Genomic DNA, 14,567 nt, shown 5'->3' with positions numbered 1-14,567 from the left:
GTTCTTGAACCTCGCCGGCTTTTTCGTGAAATGCGTCACGATTATTATCCGGCATTGGTAGTCCTTATCTGTCACCCACAGGTCGGACGATCTGGGACGGCCGCACTGCCAGATGCGATCCTTGGCCGCCCCCGAGGCGACCCATAAGAATAATTAGGAAACAGGAGACGTCTTGTGAAGACCGTGTTGTATCCGGCCATCGCGCTGATGAATCGCCTCAGCTTTGGCATGAAATTCAGTCTGATCAGCGTGTTGTTCTTCCTGCCCATGCTGGTCACCAACTTCTACCTGGTGCGCGAGTCCTACGACCAGTTCGTCAGTACCCGCTCCGAGCTGGAAAGCCTCGACCTGCTGGGTACCAGCCAGGGCATCCGCCGCAACCTGGAAAACCTCAACGACCTGGTGCTGATCAACTCGCTGATCGGCCAGTCCGGCCAGTCCGGTGACCTCGACACACGCATCGGCAAGCTGGAGAAGGACCTCACGGGCGCGCTGGAGAACCTCGCCCCCGTCACCTCCGAGCCGGAGCAGGTCGCCGAGTTCAACAACAAGCGCGAAGAGATGCTCAAGGGCCTGCAGGCCGCCGAGACGGAAACCTCCCTGCAGAGCAAGAGCGCCATGATCGAGAAGCAGCTGGGCAATGCCCAGGTGTTCATCAAGCTGGTCGCCAGCCAGGCCGGCCTCAGCCAGGACAGCCAGCGCGATGTGCGCCAGGTGGCCGAGCTGGTCACCGGCGTTACGCCGACCGTCACCGCCGCCATCAGCAAGGGCCGCGCCATCGGCGCCTATTCCCTGGGCCAGGGGTTCCTCAACTCCGCCGCCAGCACCAAGCTGGACGACCTGCTGCTGGAGCTGGAGAAGATCGGTTCCGAGTACGGCCTCAAGGTCCAGGACGCGCTCAACGGCAACCCCCGCGCCCAGGCCGCGCTGGGCGACCTGGCCACCGCCAGCCGTGAAACCCTCAAGCAGAGCGCCACGCTGTTCGAGGACCAGGTGATCATGGCCGACACCCTCGACACGCCCTGGCCGCAGTTCTACGACCAGGTCACCGTGCAGATGGACAAGACCTACCAACTGAACGACGCCGCCCTCGGCCTGCTCAAGAGCGAACTGGAGAAGCGCCTCGGCGAGAAGCGCGCCCAGACCGTGCTGCTGGTCGTCGCGCTGCTGGTGGTGTTCCTCGCCATCGTCTACCTCTACAGCGGCTTCTACGTTTCCACCCGCACCACCCTCAAGAGCCTGGGCAGGGTGATGGACCAGGTCGCCGCCGGCGACATGACCGTCAACTTCCGCGCCCAGAGCAAGGACGAGCTCGGCGAACTGGGCCAGGTGTTCAACGGCACCGTGGCGAAGATCCACGACCTGATCGAACTGGTCGGCCAGACCGTCACCGAGGTCGAGCGCCAGGCCGGCCGCGTGCAGAGCGTGTCCGAAGAGAGCAACCAGGCCGTCGCCGGCCAGCGCAGCCAGATCGAGCAGGTGGCCACGGCGATGAACGAGATGTCCGCCACCGCCCAGGAAGTTGCCCGCAGTGCGGCCGCCGCGGTGAACAGCGCCCAGAGCGTCAACCAGGAAACCGTCAGCGGCCGCGCCCTGGTGGAATCCCAGCTGGGCAGCATCGAGCGCCTGGCCCAGGAGATCGAGCAGTCGGTCAACGTGATCAACCAGCTCGCCTCCGACAGCGCCTCCATCAGCCGCGTGCTGGAAGTGATCAAGGGCATCGCCGAACAGACCAACCTGCTGGCCCTCAACGCCGCCATCGAAGCTGCACGGGCCGGTGAGCAGGGCCGTGGCTTCGCCGTGGTGGCCGACGAGGTGCGCACCCTGGCCAAACGCACCCAGCAGTCCACCGAAGAGATCGAGCAGATGATCGTCCGCCTCCAGGGCGGCGTCGGTGCGGCGGTCAAGGCGATGAACACCAGCCACCAGATGGCCGACGGCACCGTCAACCAGTCCGGCCGCGTGCAGCAGGCACTGGAGAACATTCTTGGTGCGGTGGGCATGATCGTCGACCAGAACCAGCAGATCGCTGCCGCTGCCGAACAGCAGACCGCCGTGGCCCATGACATCGACCAGAACATCGTCGAGATCAACAGCGCCGGTGAGCGCACCGCCGAAGGCGCCAGCCAGACCGAGCAGGCCAGCCGCCAGCTCTCCGACCAGGTGGCGCAGCTCAAGCAGCTGATCGGCGCGTTCCGCGTCTGATCCAGTGCGCCATGCAAAAGCCCGCCGATTGGCGGGCTTTTTCGTTTATTGGAGGCGCCGCCGGTGGGCTGAAGCCCACCCTACATCTGGCCTGTGGAGCTTCGTAGCCCGGGCTTCAGCCCGGGAGGGGCGGCCAGCCGAACAGCTCGCAGGCATTGCGGCTGCTGGCGGCGGCGAGCTCATCGGGGGTGATGCCCAGCAGCTCGGCGAGGTTGGCGCAGATGTCCGGCAGGTACTCGGGGCTGTTGCGCTGGTGCGGGTGCATGGAGGGGGCCATGTCCGGGGAATCGGTCTCCAGCACGATGGCGTCCAGCGGCAGTTGCGGCACCACCTTGCGCAGGCGGTTGGCCTGGGGCCAGGTGGGCGCGCCGCCGAGGCCGAGGCGGAAGCCCAGCTTCAGGTACTCGCGGGCTTCCTCGAAGCTGCCGGCGAAGGCGTGGACGATACCGGCGCGCTGCAGGCGGAAGCGCTTGAGGGTGGCGATCACCGCCGCGTGGCTCTTGCGCACATGCAGCAGCACCGGCAGTTGTGCATCGGCGGCGATGGCCAGCTGGGCCTCGAACAGCGCCTGCTGGGCGTCACGGTCGAGCGCTTCGAGGTAATAGTCCAGGCCGATCTCGCCCACTGCGCAAAGCTTGGGGTGCCCGGCATGGGTCAGCAGCGTCTCGCGCAGCTCGTCCAGATGGGTTGGTTGGTGCTCGTCCAGGTAGATGGGGTGCAGGCCGAAGGCGGCGTAGAGGTCGCCCTCGGTGGTGGCCAGCTCCCAGATGCGCTGCCAGTTGCCCCGGGTCACGCCCATCAGCACCTGGCGCTGCACCCCCAGCGCGCGGGCACGGGCCAGCACTTCGGCGCGGTCGGCGTCGAACTCGGGGAAGTCCAGGTGGGTGTGGGTGTCGATCAGCATCGGGGCGGCGGTCGCATCAGGGGATGGGTGTCAGCCTAGCCCAGAGGCGCCGCCGGGAAGCGGCGCCCCTGTCGTGCATCAGATCGATGCGGTGCGATCAGTGGTGTTCGCGGGTGGCGCGGAACTGGATGTCCGGCCAGCGCTCTTCCATCAGGGCCAGGTTGACGCGGGTCGGGGCCAGGTAGGTGAGGTGGCCGCCGCCGTCCACGGAAAGGTTCTCGAAGGCCTTGTCCTTGAACTCCTTGAGCTTCTTCTCGTCCTTGCATTCGATCCAGCGGGCCGACCAGACGTTGATCTGCTCATAGGCGCACTCGACCTTGTATTCCTCCTTCAGGCGGCTGGCGACGACGTCGAACTGCAGCACGCCGACCGCGCCGAGGATGATGTCGTTGTTGCGCTCGGGGAAGAACACCTGGGTGGCGCCTTCCTCGGCCAGTTCCTGCAGGCCCTGGCGCAGCTGCTTGGATTTCAGCGGGTCCTTCAGGCGCACGCGGCGGAACAGCTCGGGTGCGAAGTGGGGGATGCCGGTGAAGCCCAGGGCCTCGCCTTCGGTGAAGGTGTCGCCGATCTGGATGGTGCCGTGGTTATGCAGGCCGATGATGTCGCCGGCGAAGGCTTCCTCGAGCTGCTCGCGCTCACTGGAGAAGAAGGTCAGGGCGTCGCCGACGCGCACGTCCTTGCCCAGGCGCACGTGGCGCATCTTCATGCCTTGGCTGTACTTGCCCGAGCAGATGCGCATGAAGGCAATACGGTCGCGGTGCTTGGGGTCCATGTTCGCCTGGATCTTGAACACGAAGCCGCTGAATTTCTCTTCCTGCGGCTCCACGCTGCGCTCGTTGGCTGCGCGGGGCAGCGGCTTGGGCGCCCAGTCGACCACGGCGTCGAGCACGTGATCGACACCGAAGTTGCCCAGCGCGGTGCCGAAGAACACCGGGGTCAGCTGGCCGCTGATGAACTCGTCCTGGTCGAAGGGATGGCAGGCACCCTGGACCAGCTCCAGCTGATCGACGAAACGGTCGTACTCGTCGCCCAGGTGGGCACGGGCCTCGTCGGAGTCCAGCTTCTCGATGATCTTCACCGCAGTGCGCTCGTGGCCGTGGCCCGGGGTGTAGACGATGATGTAATCGTCGGCCAGGTGGTAGACGCCCTTGAAGTCCTTGTAGCAGCCGATGGGCCAGGTGATGGGCGCGGCCTTGATCTTCAGCACCGCCTCGATCTCGTCGAGCAACTCGATGGGGTCGCGGATATCGCGGTCGAGCTTGTTGATGAAGCTGACGATGGGCGTGTCGCGCAGGCGGCACACGTCCATCAGCGCGATGGTGCGCGGCTCTACGCCTTTACCGCCGTCGAGGACCATCAGCGCCGAGTCCACCGCGGTGAGGGTGCGGTAGGTGTCTTCGGAGAAGTCTTCGTGGCCGGGGGTGTCGAGCAGGTTGATGATGTGCTCGCGGTAGGGGAACTGCATCACCGAGGTGGTGATGGAGATGCCGCGCTGCTTCTCCATTTCCATCCAGTCGGAGGTGGCGTGGCGGTCGGACTTGCGCGACTTCACCGTACCGGCGACCTCGATCGCCTTGCCCATCAGCAGCAGCTTCTCGGTGATGGTGGTCTTACCGGCGTCAGGGTGGGAAATGATGGCGAAGGTGCGGCGTTTGGCGACTTCGGCGGCCTGGATGGTCATGTATATGTGCCTGGCTGGAAACGGTTGCGGGCCATGTGCGGCCCGAAAAGCGCGGAATTATAGCGGGAAACGCCGCGCCGATCAGCGCCACCGGGCGCGCAGGGCTTTACCTGGATAGATGAGAATTATTATCTTTCGCTTCTTTGTCCCCCAAGGAGCGGATGGCATGAACGCCAGCCTGGGCCGCATTCTCATCATCGAAGACGATCTCACCCTCAGCCGCCAGCTCACCGAGCTGCTGCGCGGCCAGGGTTACGCCACCCACGCCTGCCTGCGCGGCGAGGAAGGGCTGGAGCTGGCCCTGGCCGAACAGCCGGACCTGGTGCTGCTGGACGTGATGCTGCCGGATACCAGCGGCTTCTCCGTGCTGCGCCGGCTGCGCGAGCAACAGCAGACGCCGGTGATCATGCTCACCGCCTGCGGTGCCGAGGAAGAGCGCATCCGCGGGCTGCGCCATGGCGCCGACGACTACCTGGCCAAACCCTTCAACCTCACCGAGCTGCAACTGCGCATCGACGCCGTGCTGCGCCGCTCCCGCCCCCAGGACGGTGGCCGCGCCCAGCAGCCGCAATCCCTGCAGCTGGACGGCCTGCACCTGGACCGCCACGCCCTGGCGGCGCGGGTCGGCGAGCGCGACCTGGCACTCACCCCCATCCAGTTCCGCCTGCTCTGGCTGCTGGCGGTCAACCGGGGTGAGGCCCTGAGCAAGCCCTACCTCTACCGCAGCGTGCTCGAGCGCGATTACAGCAGCTACGACCGCAGCCTGGACATGCACGTCAGCCGCATCCGCCGGCGCCTGGTGGAGGCCGGGCTGGGCGCCGACCGCCTGCAGACCCTGCACGGGCGGGGCTACGTCTTCCCATGAATCGGCCGTTGTTCTGGAAGCTCGCCCTCCTCCTGGCGGTGGGCGGGGTCGCGCTGGTCTGGGGCATCGCCCGGCTGGCCTGGCAGACCGAGGAGAGCATGAGCTTCATCGCCCCCGAGCATCAGCGCACCTTGCGCGACTACGGCGCCCAGGCCGAGGCGCTGTACCGTGCCGGCGACGAGGCAGCCCTGGGCCGCTGGGTGGCGGACCTGCAGCAGCGCGAGCAGACCTGGGCAGCGGTGGTGGATTCCGAGGTGCGCGCCCTGGCGGGCAGCGAGCTGTCGCGGCGCTTCGTCGACACCTTTACCCTGGGCCGCGACGTCTCCTGGAAGATCCACCTGTACTTCCCGGAAAACCCCATCATGGACCTGCCCTTCGCCGACGGGCGCAGCCACCTGCTGATCGTCCTGCCCCAGCGCATGCGCCCCGGCCTCTACTGGCACTACGCGCGCCTGCTGCTGGAGCTGGTGGTGCCGCTGGTGCTGCTGTCCATCGTCAGCCTCGCGCTCTACCGCCACCTGATGCAGCCCCTGCGGCGTCTGGAGCAGGCCACCCGGCAATTCAGCGAGGGCCGCTTCGATGTGCGGGTGCGCTCGTTGCTGGGCTCGCGCAACGACGAGCTGGCCCGCCTCGCCGATACCTTCGACGCCATGGCCGAGCGCACCGGCCAGTTGATCATCGACCAGCGCCAGCGCCTGGCGGACATGTCCCACGAGCTGCGTACGCCGCTGACGCGCATCGAGATGGCGGTCAGCCTGGCCGAGCAGGAGGGCGGTCGCGGCCCGCTGCTGGCGCGCATCCGCGACGACTGCGGGGACATGCGCCGGCTGGTGGAGGACGCCCTCACCCTCAGCTGGCTGGAGAACGAGCGGCCGCAGCTGCGCGATGAAGCCCTGGACCTCACCGAGCTGCTCGACAGCATCCTCGACGATGCCCGTTTCGAGTACCCCGATCGCCATATCGACACCGAGCTGCCGGGGGAAGCGCCCCTGGCGGCCAGCAACCATCGCGCCCTGGGCCAGGCCATCGAGAACGTGGTGCGCAACGCCCTGGACCACACGCCACCCGGCGGCCGGGTGCAGGTCGGCCTGGCGGTGCAGGGCGCGCACTACCGCCTGGAGGTGGCGGACGAAGGGCCCGGGGTTCCCGAGGAATGGCTGGAACGCATCTTCCTACCGTTCTTCCGCGCCCCGGGGGAGCGCAAGGGCTTCGGCCTCGGCCTGGCCCTGGCGCAGCGCCAGGTAAAGGCCACCGGCGGCTGCATCCGCGCGCGCAACCGTGTCCCGGGTGGCCTGTCCATGGAGCTGCTGCTGCCCCGGCCGGTGGACGCGTAACAGTTGTAAAAGTGATATCACCGACGCGGGCGGTCGGATGAGAATTTGCAAATGCGAAGTATTTTCATCTATCCCCGAGGAACCGCCATGCTCCGTTGCCCCCGTCCCCTGACCCTGCTGGGTGCCATGACCTTCAGCGGCCTGCTGGCCGGCGCGGCCCAGGCGGAAACCAAGCCGCTGGAGCTGGCGGTCAGCGAAATCAATGCCGAGCGCATCAAGCGCGGCGAGCAGGTCCAGGCCGAGCAGATCGAGAAGCTCCAGGCCAATGACCTGGAAGACGTCTTCGAAGCCAGCCCCGAGGTGAACGTCAGCGGCGGCCCGGGCATCGCCCAGAAGCTCTACATGCGCGGCCTGGAAGACACCCAGCTGAACATCACCATCGACGGTGCCAACCAGCCGGGGCAGACCTTCCACCACACCGGCCGCATCGGCGTCGAGCCGGAGCTGCTCAAGCGCGTGGAGACCCAGGCCGGCACCGGCGACGCCACCGCGGGCGCCGGCGCCCTGGGCGGTGCCATCCGCTTCGTCACCAAGGACCCGGACGACCTGCTGCGCGAGGGCGAGGACTTCGGCGCCCTGATCAAGAGCGGCTACTTCGGCAACGGCGAGGGCTACAAGGCCAGCACCAGCCTGTTCGGCCGCTTCAGCCCCGACTGGTCGGCCCTGGCCGTGGCCAGCTACCAGGACCAGAACGACTACGAGGACGGCAACAACGACGACGTGCCGGGCACCGGTGCACGGCAGAAGCTCGGCTTCGCCAAGCTGGTGGGCAAGCTCACCGACGAGCAGACCCTGCGCCTCTCCTACGAGCAGCGCACCGACGAAGGCGAGCGCAGCCAGCGCCCGCAGTGGATCCCCAGCAGCTTCAACCGCCTCTACCCCATGCAGAGCGAGCGCGAGACCTGGACCCTGAACTACGCCTGGCGCCCCACCGACAACGAACTGATCGACCTCGAAGCCACCACCTACCACACCGACACCGAGCTGCAGCAGGACGGCCGCTTCGGCCTCTACTTCGGCAATACCCGCAGCACCGGCCTGGACCTGCGCAACACCAGCCACCTCGGCGCCCACAAGCTGACTTACGGCGTCGATTACCGTGACGACCGCTCCACCCTCGGCCCGGCCGGCGACCGCGAACTGGACCACGAGGACGGCAACGTCACCGGCCTGTTCCTGCAGGACGCCTACCAGCTCACCTCGCGCCTGCTGCTGAGTGCGGGCGTGCGCTATGACCGCTACGAACTGGACGACCGCGACGGGCAGAGTTTCCGCGACGACGGCCTCAGCCCCAACCTCGGCCTGCGCTATGAACTGACCCCCGAGCTGGCGTTGTTCGTCAGCCACACCCGGGCCATGCGCGGCGCGCAGGTGCGTGATGCGTTCAAGCTGGATTCGGCCCGCAACGCCGCCGACCTGCAGCCGGAAAAGGCACGCACCACCGAGGCCGGCTTCGAGTACCGCCACCAGGGCTGGGAGCTGGACGCCAAGGCCTACGTCACCCGTATCGACGACGCCATCGCCGACTCCGTGCCGCGTCCCGCGCTCTACGAGAACGTCGGTGAGTTGAAGAGCAAGGGCGTGGTGCTGCAGGCCGCCTACCACTGGCAGCAGGTCAGCATCGGCCTGGGCTACCACCACAACAGCGCCCGCATCGACGGCGAGCGCCTCAACGTCTACGAGCACAACGGCCTGGGCGCCAGCTTCGGCGACACCTGGACCCCCTTCGCCGACTACCGCGCCAGCGACAGCCTGACCCTGGGCTGGCAGGGCCGCTTCGTGGAATCCATCGACACCCTGCACACCGGTGTCGGCACCGTGGAGAAGCTCGGCTACGGCGTGCACGACCTCTACGCCGAATGGCAGGCCCTGCCGGAGCGCCTGACCGTCAACCTGACCCTGAAGAACCTCTTCGACAAGCAGTACCTGGACCAGGCCAGCAACGAAGACTTCGAGCACATCCCTGGCTACGAAGGCGTGCGCGGCGCCTACGACCCGGGCCGCGAGCTGCGCCTGGGCGTCGCGCTGCGGATCTGACCCGCAGCGAAGCCGGTCCAGCCGGCTGGGGCGCGAAATTGTAGGAGCGAATTCATTCGCGATCCGGGCCGAAGGACCGGCCTCTGGGGCTCAGCTCGGTGCTTCCTGCGAATTCCAGGTGCGCGCAGCACACCCTACGTCCGAAGTGAGCGGCTGTTGAATGCTCCGGGGTCTGGTTGCGCCTCTTTCAATGGGCCAATGGGCGCGATCCGGGGCCGATGGACCGCCCCGGAATTAAGAGCGGATCGGCCCCCTGAATCACCCTTGAAACCCGCATGTGTGCAGCATTCCAGAGCGCTTCGTTGAAGATATGAAACAGTCAACCGGGCAAGCGACAAAGCCGTGCGGGAAAGCGGCATTTTTTGATTGCCATCGACGGCTCATGGTCCTAAAGTTCGCGCCCGAACGCCCATGCTGGCAACGATCCATCCGGCTCAAGTACTGACGACGAGAGGTTGGCAACCGCAAGGTTGTAGATCCTCGGCGACATGCCTTGGGAAGTAGGCGAACCAAAGTGGGGAAACTGATCAGGCGTTCGCGGTTCCATATCTATGTAATGGAACCACTCCACCTTACCTATAACGTTCAGCCATCTGGAGTCCCCGCGCATGTCGATCAAGGTCGAAGACTATTTCGCACCCGCTACTTTCCAACGCATGAAGGCATTCGCCGATCAGCACGAGACCCCCTTCGTGGTGATCGACAAGCAGACCATCGCCGACGCCTACGACCAACTGGTCGGCTGCTTCCCCTTCGCCAAGATCTACTACGCAGTGAAGGCCAACCCGGCGACCGAAATCACCGAGCTGCTGCGTGACAAGGGCTCCAACTTCGACATCGCCTCCATCTACGAGCTGGACAAGGTGATGAAGACCGGCGTCGGCCCGGAGCGCATCAGCTACGGCAACACCATCAAGAAAGCCCGGGACATCCGCTACTTCTACGAGAAGGGCGTGCGTCTGTTCGCCACCGACTCCGAAGCCGACCTGCGCAACATCGCCAAGGCCGCCCCGGGCTCGAAGATCTACGTGCGCATCCTCACCGAGGGTTCCACCTCCGCCGACTGGCCGCTGTCGCGCAAGTTCGGCTGCAACCCCGACATGGCGCTGGACCTGCTGATCCTCGCCAAGCAGCTGGGCCTGGAGCCCTACGGCCTGTCCTTCCACGTGGGCAGCCAGCAGCGCGACATCGACGTCTGGGACGCCGCCATCGCCAAGGTCAAGGTGATCTTCGAGCGCCTCAAGGAAGAAGACGGCATCACCCTGAAGATGATCAACATGGGCGGCGGCTTCCCGGCCAACTACATCCAGCGCACCAACGCCCTGGAAACCTACGCCGAGGAAATCACCCGCTTCCTCAAGGAAGACTTCGGCGACGAGCTGCCGGAAATCATCCTCGAGCCGGGCCGCTCGCTGATCGCCAACGCCGGCATCCTGGTCAGCGAAGTGGTGCTGGTGGCGCGCAAGTCCCGCACCGCGGTGGAGCGTTGGGTCTACACCGACGTGGGCAAGTTCTCCGGCCTGATCGAAACCATGGACGAGTCCATCAAGTTCCCCATCTGGACCGAGAAGAAAGGCGAGATGGAGGAAGTGGTCATCGCCGGCCCGACTTGCGACAGCGCCGACATCATGTACGAGAACTACAAGTACGGCCTGCCCCTGAACCTGGCCAGCGGCGACCGCCTCTACTGGCTCTCCACCGGTGCGTACACCACCAGCTACAGCGCAGTGGAATTCAACGGCTTCCCGCCGCTGAAGGCCTTCTACCTGTAAGCGCCACGCAACCGAAGAAGCCTGCCTCGCGGCAGGCTTTTTTTATGCCCGGGATTTGCGATCCGGTGCTCCCTGGGGGCGCGCGGTCATGTTCCAGGCATTCGTCTGTAGGCCATATCCGCTACTCGGCTGGGCATTTCCCATGCTGCATTCACTACCTGTTATCGAGAATCACTAGCAAATAGAGTCGCTCCCTCCTAAAGGAGGAGACCTCTCATGAGTCATCAGGAAGCACCTTTCAAACCCACCCATGCCCCATTGCTGGCCGCCGCGATCGGTCTCGGCCTGGCCGGGCAGAGCCTGCCGGCTACCGCAGACGGTTCCGTGCAATTGGATGAGGTCAACGTCGATGGTGAGCGCGACGGCTACCGCATCGAGCGTTCGGCCTCGGCCAAGTTCGGTGCCGCCCTGCTGGATACGCCGCAGACGGTCACCGTGGTGCCGCAGGAAGTGATCCGGGACCAGCAGGCCCTCAGCCTGCGCAGTGTGCTCGCGAACGTCTCCGGCATCACCTTCAACGCCGGCGAGGGCGGCGGTGGCTCGGGCGACAGCATCAACATCCGGGGCTTCTCGGCCAACGCCAACATGCAGATCGACGGCCTGCGCGACAGCGCCCAGAACAACCGCACCGACCTGTTCAACGTCGAGCAGGTGGAAGTCATCAAGGGGCCGAGTTCGGTGTTCGGCGGCATCGGCACCACCGGTGGCACCGTCAACCAGATCACCAAGCAGCCCAGTGGCAAGGCCTTCACCCAGGTTGGCGCCGGCCTCGGCACGGACCGCTACCGGCGCCTCACCCTCGACACCAACCAGCCCCTGGAGGGTGTCGGCAGCGGCAGCGCCCTGCGCCTGAACCTCATGGCCCACGAGAACGATGTGGCGGAACGCAAGCAGATCGAGCGCGAGCGCTGGGGCGTGGCACCCTCGCTGACGTTGGGCCTGGGCGAAGACACCCGCCTGACCCTCAGCTACTTCCACCAGGCCGACGACAACCTGCCCGACTACGGCGTGCCGGCCTTCGATGGCAAGCGTGTGGCCGGTGTCAGCCGCGATGCCTACTTCGGCTGGCGCAACCTGGAGAAGGAGGAAATCGACGCCGACTCGCTCACCCTGCGCCTGGAGCACCAGTTCAGCGACAGCCTGGCCCTGCAGAACCTCAGCCGCTACAGCGACATCCACCGCGACACGGTGATCTCCGCTGCCCACGTCAACCTCGACCGTCGGCGCAACGCCAGCGGCACCGGGCCGCAGCTGGAGCCTGGCAAGTACCTGCCGGCCGGCCCCCAGGGCTACGGCTGGGACGTCAACGCCCGCCTGTGGATAAACCAGACCAACCTCACCAGCGAATTCGCCACCCTCGGTATCGACCACACCCTGATCGCCGGCGTGGAACTGTCCCGCGAGACCTACCACCGCACCACCTACGACCATGGCTTGAGCTTCCCCGACAGCGGCTACGACCTGGCCGCGCCGCCCGGCTACTGGAGCGGCCCCACCCACCGTGGCGAGTCCGCCCATATCCGTACCCGCCTGATCGACCGCGCGCTCTACCTGTTCGACACCCTCGCCCTCGATGAGCGCTGGGACCTCAGCCTGGGCCTGCGCTACGACTGGGTCGACGGCGATGCCGACAACCTGAGCCTCAACCGTGGCAACTGGGTGCGTACCACCACCCGCAGCAGCGACGAGCGCCTCAGCAGCCGCGCCGGCCTGGTGTTCAAACCGACGGACAACGGCCGGCTGTATCTGGCCTATGGCAACTCCTTCAACCCGTCGGCGGAGAACCTCGCCACCACCGGCGGCGGCCTCAACGCCGCCAACGAGAAGCTCGGCCCGGAGAAGAGCCGCAGCTGGGAGTTGGGCAGCAAGTGGGAGCTGCTGGACCAGCGCCTGGCCCTGGAGGGCGCGCTGTTCCGCCTGGAGAAGATCAACGCCCGCGAGCAGATGGCCGACGGCACCACGGCCCTGGCCGGCGAGCAGCGGGTCCAGGGCCTGGAGCTTGGCGCCAGCGGACGGTTGACCCGCGATTGGAGCCTGTTCGCCAACTACACCCTGCTCGACAGCGAGACCCGCAAGGCTGCCGACACCCTCGAAGGTCTCGCCAAAAAGGGGCAGGCACTGGCCAACACCCCGCCACGCTCCTTCAACCTGTGGACCACCTACGACCTCGATGCCCGTTGGCGTCTCGGTTACGGTGCCCGCCATGTCAGCGAGCGCAACGTCACGGCCGCCGACCGCGCCAAGCTGGACGCCTACTGGCTGCACAACGCCATGCTCGGCTACCGGGTCAATGAGCGGTTCGACCTGCAGCTGAACCTGAACAACCTGTTCGACAAGGACTATGTCGAGCGCGTGCGTGCACAGGTCGGTCGACCCCTCGGTGCCGGCAGCCAGGGCGCGCGCTCCTCTGCCATCGAGTACGGCGATGCGCGCTCGGCGGTGCTCTCCGCCACCCTGTCGTTCTAGCCCCCTGGCCCTTCCGCGCGTGGTCGCGGAAGGGCCGTCGTGCGGATGGCGGCGTCTTGTCGCGGTTGCCTCGCTGCATCCCGCCCTTACCATGTGCAGCCGCGCTTCCCCAGGTGACCCCATGACGCCTCTGCCCCCGCTGCAACAGATACCCGCCACCATCGCCGCCGTTTCCGACTACGAACCCTTCGCCCGTGAGCGCATGACGCCCCAGGCCTGGGCCTATATGGCCGGCGGCGCGGCGGACGAACTCACCCTGGGCGAGAACCGCGCGGCCTTCCAGCGCGTGCGCCTGCTCAACCGGGTGCTGGAGGACCTGAGCGGCGGCCACACGCGCCTGCAGCTGTGCGGGCTGGAGTTGGACTACCCGATCCTCCTGGCGCCGGTGGCCTTCCAGCAGCTGGCACACCCGGATGGCGAACTGGCCAGCGTGCTCGGCGCGTCGGCGATGAAGGCCGCGATGGTGGTCAGCACCCAGGCCGGCATCAGCCTGGAAGCGATCGCCGAGGCGGCGCAGGCACCACTGTGGTTCCAGCTCTACATCCAGCCGGACCGCGACTTCACCCTGGCCCTGGTGCGCCGTGCCGAGGCGGCGGGTTACCGGGCGCTGGTGGTCACGGTGGACGCGCCGGTCAGCGGCCTGCGCAACCGCGAGCAGCGTGCAGGCTTCGTGCTCCCCGAGGGCATCGAGGCGGTCAACCTCAAGGGCATGTGGGCATTGCCGCCTGCCGTCGCCCACCCCGGCGAGAGCCCCCTGTTCGGCAGCCCGCTGCTGGAACACGCGGTGACCTGGAGCGACCTCACCTGGCTGCAGGCCCATACGCGCCTGCCGGTGCTGCTCAAGGGCGTGATGAACCCCCGGGACGCGGCGCGGGCGGTGGAGCAGGGCGTGGCCGGCATCGTCGTCTCCAACCACGGCGGCCGCACCCTGGATGGCATGCCGGCGGCGCTGGACATGCTCCCGGCCGTGGCCCAGGCGGTGCAGGGGCGGGTGCCGGTGCTGCTGGATGGCGGCATCCGGCGCGGCACCGATGTGTTCAAGGCACTGGCGCTGGGTGCCAGCGCGGTGATGATCGGCCGGCCCTATATCCATGGCCTGGCGGTCGCCGGGGCGGCGGGCGTCGCCCATGTGCTGCACCTGCTGCGCACCGAACTGGAAGTGACCATGGCGCTGACGGGGTGCCGCACCCTGGCGGATATCCACCGCGAGCTTCTCGTGCATGCCCCTGGCGACCGCTGAGGGCGGGGCTTCCAGGGCGGCGAGATAAAGTAAATAGAAAGTAAAAGGCGCAGCTCGCACTGT

Annotated in this window: 9 protein-coding genes and 1 pseudogene; 8 read left to right on the top strand and 2 right to left on the bottom strand. The window is 66.7% G+C overall.

Going from position 1 to position 14,567, the window contains the following annotated elements; translation table 11 throughout:
- Positions 1–207: 207 nt before the first annotated feature.
- Both OEJ36_RS30565 and OEJ36_RS30560 read left to right on the top strand, forming a co-directional pair.
- Positions 208–1,347: pseudogene (locus OEJ36_RS30565) on the top strand (HAMP domain-containing protein); the annotation flags it as partial.
- A 144-nt stretch (positions 1,348–1,491) separates the two neighbouring features.
- Positions 1,492–2,205: a methyl-accepting chemotaxis protein gene (locus OEJ36_RS30560; RefSeq protein ID WP_411860969.1), complete on the top strand. Its 714-nt coding sequence runs from the start codon at positions 1,492–1,494 to the stop codon at positions 2,203–2,205.
- A gap of 115 nt (positions 2,206–2,320) precedes the next feature.
- Here the strand turns inward: OEJ36_RS30560 and OEJ36_RS04875 are convergent, their stop codons facing one another.
- Both OEJ36_RS04875 and OEJ36_RS04870 read right to left on the bottom strand, forming a co-directional pair.
- On the bottom strand, positions 2,321–3,109 hold the full coding sequence (locus OEJ36_RS04875) for a TatD family hydrolase (RefSeq protein WP_263400576.1): 789 nt from the start codon (positions 3,107–3,109) through the stop codon (positions 2,321–2,323).
- Between the two features lie 97 nt (positions 3,110–3,206).
- Positions 3,207–4,790, bottom strand: a complete 1,584-nt coding sequence (locus tag OEJ36_RS04870; protein ID WP_263400575.1) for a peptide chain release factor 3 — start codon at positions 4,788–4,790, stop codon at positions 3,207–3,209.
- A gap of 166 nt (positions 4,791–4,956) precedes the next feature.
- On the opposite strand from OEJ36_RS04870, the gene OEJ36_RS04865 reads away from it, so the two are divergent.
- The 6 genes from OEJ36_RS04865 (at position 4,957) to OEJ36_RS04840 (ending at position 14,504) form a co-directional block, all read left to right on the top strand.
- The gene (locus tag OEJ36_RS04865) at positions 4,957–5,655 is read left to right on the top strand and encodes a response regulator transcription factor (RefSeq protein ID WP_263400574.1); all 699 of its coding nucleotides are present in this window, start codon (positions 4,957–4,959) and stop codon (positions 5,653–5,655) included.
- On the top strand, positions 5,652–6,989 hold the full coding sequence (locus OEJ36_RS04860; RefSeq protein WP_263400573.1) for a sensor histidine kinase: 1,338 nt from the start codon (positions 5,652–5,654) through the stop codon (positions 6,987–6,989). Before OEJ36_RS04865 ends, OEJ36_RS04860 begins: the two co-directional genes overlap by 4 nt.
- An 87-nt stretch (positions 6,990–7,076) precedes the next feature.
- Positions 7,077–9,026, top strand: a complete 1,950-nt coding sequence (locus OEJ36_RS04855; RefSeq protein ID WP_263400572.1) for a TonB-dependent receptor domain-containing protein — start codon at positions 7,077–7,079, stop codon at positions 9,024–9,026.
- Between the two features lie 608 nt (positions 9,027–9,634).
- Positions 9,635–10,798, top strand: coding sequence for a type III PLP-dependent enzyme (locus OEJ36_RS04850; RefSeq protein ID WP_021217731.1), 1,164 nt, complete (start codon positions 9,635–9,637; stop codon positions 10,796–10,798).
- 216 nt (positions 10,799–11,014) lie between these two features.
- A complete protein-coding gene (locus OEJ36_RS04845) occupies positions 11,015–13,264 on the top strand; it encodes a TonB-dependent receptor (RefSeq protein WP_263400571.1) in 2,250 nt (749 codons plus the stop codon).
- Positions 13,265–13,385: 121 nt separating this feature from the next.
- Complete coding sequence (locus OEJ36_RS04840) at positions 13,386–14,504, top strand: alpha-hydroxy acid oxidase (RefSeq protein WP_263400570.1); 1,119 nt, start codon at positions 13,386–13,388, stop codon at positions 14,502–14,504.
- Positions 14,505–14,567: the final 63 nt, after the last annotated feature.

This window comes from Pseudomonas sp. PDM13 (assembly GCF_025685765.1).
Classification (GTDB): Bacteria; Pseudomonadota; Gammaproteobacteria; order Pseudomonadales; family Pseudomonadaceae; genus Metapseudomonas; species Metapseudomonas solani.
Note: the sequence above shows the minus strand (reverse complement) of the source record. Positions and strands in the feature narration are given on the sequence as shown.

Bases quoted from the DNA above. Each gene is read 5' to 3' on its own strand.
- OEJ36_RS04845 (WP_263400571.1), top strand. From the start codon at position 11,015: ATGAGTCATCAGGAAGCACCTTTCAAACCCACCCATGCCCCATTGCTG.
- OEJ36_RS04850 (WP_021217731.1), top strand. From the start codon at position 9,635: ATGTCGATCAAGGTCGAAGACTATTTCGCACCCGCTACTTTCCAACGC.
- OEJ36_RS04840 (WP_263400570.1), top strand. From the start codon at position 13,386: ATGACGCCTCTGCCCCCGCTGCAACAGATACCCGCCACCATCGCCGCC.
- OEJ36_RS30560 (WP_411860969.1), top strand. From the start codon at position 1,492: ATGAACGAGATGTCCGCCACCGCCCAGGAAGTTGCCCGCAGTGCGGCC.
- OEJ36_RS04855 (WP_263400572.1), top strand. From the start codon at position 7,077: ATGCTCCGTTGCCCCCGTCCCCTGACCCTGCTGGGTGCCATGACCTTC.
- OEJ36_RS04870 (WP_263400575.1), bottom strand. From the start codon at position 4,790: ATGACCATCCAGGCCGCCGAAGTCGCCAAACGCCGCACCTTCGCCATC.
- OEJ36_RS04865 (WP_263400574.1), top strand. From the start codon at position 4,957: ATGAACGCCAGCCTGGGCCGCATTCTCATCATCGAAGACGATCTCACC.
- OEJ36_RS04860 (WP_263400573.1), top strand. From the start codon at position 5,652: ATGAATCGGCCGTTGTTCTGGAAGCTCGCCCTCCTCCTGGCGGTGGGC.
- OEJ36_RS04875 (WP_263400576.1), bottom strand. From the start codon at position 3,109: ATGCTGATCGACACCCACACCCACCTGGACTTCCCCGAGTTCGACGCC.